The following is a 4,782-nucleotide window of genomic DNA, read 5'->3' on the forward strand; positions in this document are numbered from 1 at the left end:
CGAAAGTCAAAATCTCCATCAATTCAAAAATGAGCTTCTAAAAAGAGAACAAACCATAAGGGCCAAAGAAGTCGCGGCAATGAGAATACAGAAAGAAACAGAACAGAAAGTCGCGGAAATACAAAGGCAGTATTTAGAAGAGTTAAATCGATTTGAGACAGAAGCAAACGAGCTGAGGAAAGCAAAAGAGTATGCACAAAACGGCTTTCAAAGATTAAAAAGGAAGATAGAGTCACAAACCCCAACAACAGAGAGGGACAAATAATCCCTTTGTCAGAGTTAACAATCAGTTGAAGAACAACCCGAAAAAGCTGCCGCGCAAGGCGGCCCTATCAGCCCTTTCGGCTGCGCCGACCCCTACCCATTTCGACTCGATTTTCGAGTGATTTGAGCATTGTTTGTGGTCGCTTTCCGTGGAGTTTTTTCTCGTACCCTTTCGGGCTGCCCTGCGCTGTGTGTAAAGGCTTTCGCCCCCCGTCCGAGTCACACAACACTAATCAGTTATTCCTTTTCCGCTTGTCCCCGTCTAGCAGCTACAACAGGGCGGTTTTATCGTGCTTTCGCAAGTTCTGATTAGTGCCTTTACCTGCCACCTATCGGACTTCCCTTGGTCGGTGGCTGATGCGCGTCGCTCTGTCCAAAACATCTTGATCCAAACAGAGTGCAGGAATACTTGAAGTGCTTTAACGATATGGGCTATCATGAAAGGACTTACACAGGCCGTCAAACCAGTAAGTATTCCGAAATAAACCGCCTTGCAGGGCGGTTTTTTCACATCTGGAGAAAGAGATTAATCCCAAAAGCGTTTGATCTCAATGCTGATCTTCTTAGATCTGGTGATCATCCAACAAAAAAGCCTCCCTAATGGGAGGCTTTTTTGTTTCTAGTGTTCGTGTAGAACAATGCGGCTCTATCTGTCAGTTCACACAAAGTGCCGTTATGGTAAATGAGCACTTAACACAACGAGATTTATGCTCAATTCAGCACGGAATTCAACTTTATTCATATTCACAATAAGAGTAAAATCCCAAAAAAATGAGATACTGCTTCCAAGTAAGGGGGCATATGATATTTGGTAAGGATACCAATGATATTTACTTATACATGTCCTAAATGCAAAAAAGAGCGAGCTATTGCCCGAATAAAAAGAACATTTCCTGAAAGGGCATTTTTCAAAAGAAATCAAACAAAATGCCAGTGCCAACACTGTCAGCATGTTTTCTTCATCAATTGTTCGGCATGAATACCCCTTCCGAACAATTGATGAAATTAAGCCAAACAATTTTGGTAGTCATTATGCGTTATATGTTAAATGGGGAAGATAGCACCTGAAAACACCGCTCTCACGCCCTCAGACGCTCCAGAAACCACTTTTCAACATCTAGATAGGTTTAGTTACGGCCAAACCGCACTGAAAGTTTGTGACGCTTTAAGGGCGATTTACAGGGCAAAGATGGCGCTGTTCGTTTGAAACAAAAAACGCCCTCTAAGGGGCGTTTTTCTAGGTTTTATCAAAAATGAAGTAATTTAAAGATGCAACATTGGGTTCATCTGTTGGTGCAAGATCCGGATAACAAAGATATCGAACTCTCGAACTCGATAAAAAATGGCGTGTTTCTGATGATCATGACGACGTACGCCAGAACGAAGTTCGGAGCAATCTCGACCAATGAATGGTGCCTCTGACAGAGTTTGTAAACATTGTTCCATTTCATCGGTGTAGTTGTCGGCTTGCTCTGCGCCAAAATTTAAAAAGGTATATTCGTAGATATCCCCAAAATCGTCTGCTGCTTTTTGGGAAAGTTTATACATGCAGCTTGGCCTTTCTTCTTGCTGCCACTTCTTTTAATGATAAGGAACACTCTCCGCTCGCCTCACCCTCATCGAGCGCTTTTCGCAGTAAGTCTTGTTGATTCTCTTGTTGTTCGAGTAGTCGCAATGCACTTCTCATCACTTCACTTGTTGAGCCGTAACGACCTGTTGCGATCATTTTTTCAATAAAGCCATCGAGCGATTCGCCAATGGTGACACTTGTTGTTCTACCCATAAAGCCACCTGTGTGAATTATTAACACAATTAGTATACAGCAAGTGATGGGTTTACTTTCTCTTTTTCGCAAGCTGCTTATCGCACCATGCGCTTATCTGTGGCGAGTAAAGCGCGAAAACACTAATCAACAACGCGATACCAATGATCACAAATAGGCCACTCATAAGAACCACCTCCCAAGAACATACCTACTCATAAGACTACCACGCCTTTGAGTTTTCCAAACTGAACATCCCCACACCAGGAAATCGGCGAAGCCGTTTTCTTGGTGTGGGGATGCGACAAGCGCAGCGCGTCAGTTCGGCGCCAAATGTTCGTTGTGAACATTCATCTTTCATCACGCTGTCACTTCATATCCCTATCAAATTCACTCAGCGTCCCTCCCTGTTTGCTCGCTCCGCATTGCAAATTTGGGAGAGACACTTCGCAAATTTCGAGGACGCTCACGCCCTCGCTAGGTTAGAACTTCGTTTAACCTAGCGAGGGCCTATAAAACAAATGATTCAGACATTTCACGCATATTAAATGACGCATATTAAATACGAAATTTGATTTTTAACCAAGTTCAGTGCATTATTTACTCAACGATGTGAATCAGTTTCATAGTGTGTCGCTACTTAAAGCGAGTTTGTTTTTCCCTGTTCAATCTGAAAATAAACAGAGGCCAGTCAGTCTCTTTTGAGCTTGGTTAATGTCCACCGGAGCAGTTAATTCCGAGGCGCTTAATCGCGTTATACAGTTCTCAACTGGTAAAATGAGACGGTGCTTTGAACGTCATTCAAAGAAAATGGAAGAGGAAAACGGTCAGGTAATCCTTGTGCCCAACAGCACTAAACTGGCGAATAGGCATTAAGTTGTCGCTGTCTCGAATGTTCGAGATTGTATGTTCTTACAAGGAAAAACAATGTCATACACTTACAACCAAAGAGAGAATATTCGCACCTCATTTGAGGTCGAAAAACTCTATAACACTCACAAAGGTTTTATTGGCCGCCTCCCAGAGGTTGAATACAAACAATCCAATGGAACATGGCAAAGTGCCGGTTCGCGATGGTTAATCAACGTCGACGATATACAAACCATCATGGACGAAGGTTTTAAAAGCACTCAACTCTAATGACTGACTTCGATGTTCAAAGCGAACTTTCAGCCCTGAAAGCTCAAACACAATCCATACGGAAACGCTCTTATTCCGCTCGTAAATCACGCCTCGACAAATACAAGCATCAACTCTTAGAGCTACATCAAGCTGGCGCAACAGGCGCAGAGCTTCAGCGTTGGCTTCGCACCAATAAACGGAACAAAGTGGACCATTCAACCGTTCTCAGATGGTTAGAAAAAAATGGCTAAATTTGCAAAGAACGTAGATCCCAAAGCCGTTGCTGAAAAGCAGGCCGCGAACGTTATGAAGCAGATGCAGGGGAAAAATCTAGCGAGCGTTGGCACCGTTCGTAACTACGAAGAACGTCTGTCGATTGTGGCCCAATACGCCAATGCAGAATTTAAATGTGGGCTGAGGGATTTAACGGTCGAACAGGCACACCTGTATTTGACCGATAGAGCCGCTGAAGTGGGGCAAAAAACCTTAGATATGGAGCGTCAGGCGATTCAATCGATGATGCAAAATGTCACGGGAAAACTAGGCCAAACGGAAAAGCTGGACGTTATAAAATCCGAGCATAAACAAATTCTTTCCTCTCGCTCTTACACCAATGAACAAATTCAAATGGTGGTCAACGCCCAAACCGAACGCAACGCGCTCGCGACTGAAATCGCTCACGCTGCAGGACTTCGAGCGCATGAACTTCATACTCTGCAACGCATCGAAGAACGCAAACCCGACCCAAGGCCAGCACTAAAAGAAAAATTCACTGGTCGAGATGGAGAGCGTTACACCGTAAAGGGAAAAGGCGGCCTTGTCCGTGAAATTCTCATTCCCCAAAGCCTTGCCGAAAGATTGGAAGAGCGCAGACTGAATCAACCGATGCAAATTACCGATCGAGGAGTGAACTACACCAGTTATTACGACATTAATGGCGGTAATCGTTGGTCCAGTTCTTTCTCCGCGGCATCAAATCGAGCATTAACTTGGAGTGCCGGAGCACATGGTCTAAGGCATAGCTACGCCCAAGAGCGAATGAATGAACTGCAAAAATCGATGGCCTATGAGAAAGCTCTCGAAGTGGTATCCCAAGAAATGGGACATTTTCGCCGTGATATTACGGAGGTTTATCTGCGATGAGATGGTTTGTTTTGCTTGCCGTACTTGGCGGTATTTTCTGGACAGCAAACTGGAGCTATCACCAAATGGATCAAGCTGTTTTGATCACCGACTATTGGCAAGCCCAAGAGAATATCGAGCAATGGGGGCTAGTCAATTTTGAGGGAGACAAACCAATCGTATACGCCTTCACTAGCACCAACGGATTCTGGCCTATTTTCAAAGGATTGTGGCCTGTATGGGCGCTGTTCACCCTAATTTTTCTGATCCTAACCCCACTAACCATTTTCATCTATAACGGGATGAATAACCGCCAGATCACTGCAGCAAAAGAAGCACAAGCCGAAGCAATAGAACAGGCAGAAAAGAAAATTCAAGAGGCTAGAAACTACGAGAAAAAGACAAAAGAATGGGCAGAAGAAAAGGTCAACTCTGCCTACGAGGAACAAGGAAAACGCGTTCGAGCAGAACTGGAAAGCGAAAGTCAAAATCTCCATCAATTCAAAAAATGA

5 protein-coding genes are annotated in these 4,782 nt (G+C 44.1%); 3 read left to right on the forward strand and 2 right to left on the reverse strand.

Translation table 11 applies throughout. The annotated features are described in order from the left end of the window. Window positions 1-265, forward strand: a 265-nt coding sequence (locus ACR0JF_RS23100; protein ID WP_480670071.1) for a hypothetical protein, incomplete at its 5' end; no start/stop codon positions are given. A gap of 1,262 nt (window positions 266-1,527) precedes the next feature. Here ACR0JF_RS23100 and ACR0JF_RS23105 read toward each other — a convergent pair. Beyond that, on the reverse strand, window positions 1,528-1,812 hold the full coding sequence (locus ACR0JF_RS23105; protein WP_012615283.1) for a type II toxin-antitoxin system RelE/ParE family toxin: 285 nt from the start codon (window positions 1,810-1,812) through the stop codon (window positions 1,528-1,530). Next, on the reverse strand, window positions 1,805-2,047 hold the full coding sequence (locus tag ACR0JF_RS23110; protein ID WP_029627482.1) for a type II toxin-antitoxin system ParD family antitoxin: 243 nt from the start codon (window positions 2,045-2,047) through the stop codon (window positions 1,805-1,807). Before ACR0JF_RS23110 ends, ACR0JF_RS23105 begins: the two co-directional genes overlap by 8 nt. A 1,344-nt stretch (window positions 2,048-3,391) precedes the next feature. On the opposite strand from ACR0JF_RS23110, the gene ACR0JF_RS23115 reads away from it, so the two are divergent. Further along, on the forward strand, window positions 3,392-4,291 hold the full coding sequence (locus ACR0JF_RS23115) for a hypothetical protein (protein ID WP_480670075.1): 900 nt from the start codon (window positions 3,392-3,394) through the stop codon (window positions 4,289-4,291). Then, entirely contained in the window at window positions 4,288-4,782 is a 495-nt protein-coding gene (locus tag ACR0JF_RS23120) for an ATP synthase subunit B family protein (RefSeq protein ID WP_480670077.1), read from the forward strand. The genes ACR0JF_RS23115 and ACR0JF_RS23120 overlap by 4 nt, the downstream gene beginning before the upstream one ends.

The organism is Ruegeria sp. BG11, from assembly GCF_056538565.1.

Bases quoted from the DNA above. Each gene is read 5' to 3' on its own strand.
- ACR0JF_RS23105 (WP_012615283.1), bottom strand. From the start codon at position 1,812: ATGTATAAACTTTCCCAAAAAGCAGCAGACGATTTTGGGGATATCTAC.
- ACR0JF_RS23110 (WP_029627482.1), bottom strand. From the start codon at position 2,047: ATGGGTAGAACAACAAGTGTCACCATTGGCGAATCGCTCGATGGCTTT.
- ACR0JF_RS23115 (WP_480670075.1), top strand. From the start codon at position 3,392: ATGGCTAAATTTGCAAAGAACGTAGATCCCAAAGCCGTTGCTGAAAAG.
- ACR0JF_RS23120 (WP_480670077.1), top strand. From the start codon at position 4,288: ATGAGATGGTTTGTTTTGCTTGCCGTACTTGGCGGTATTTTCTGGACA.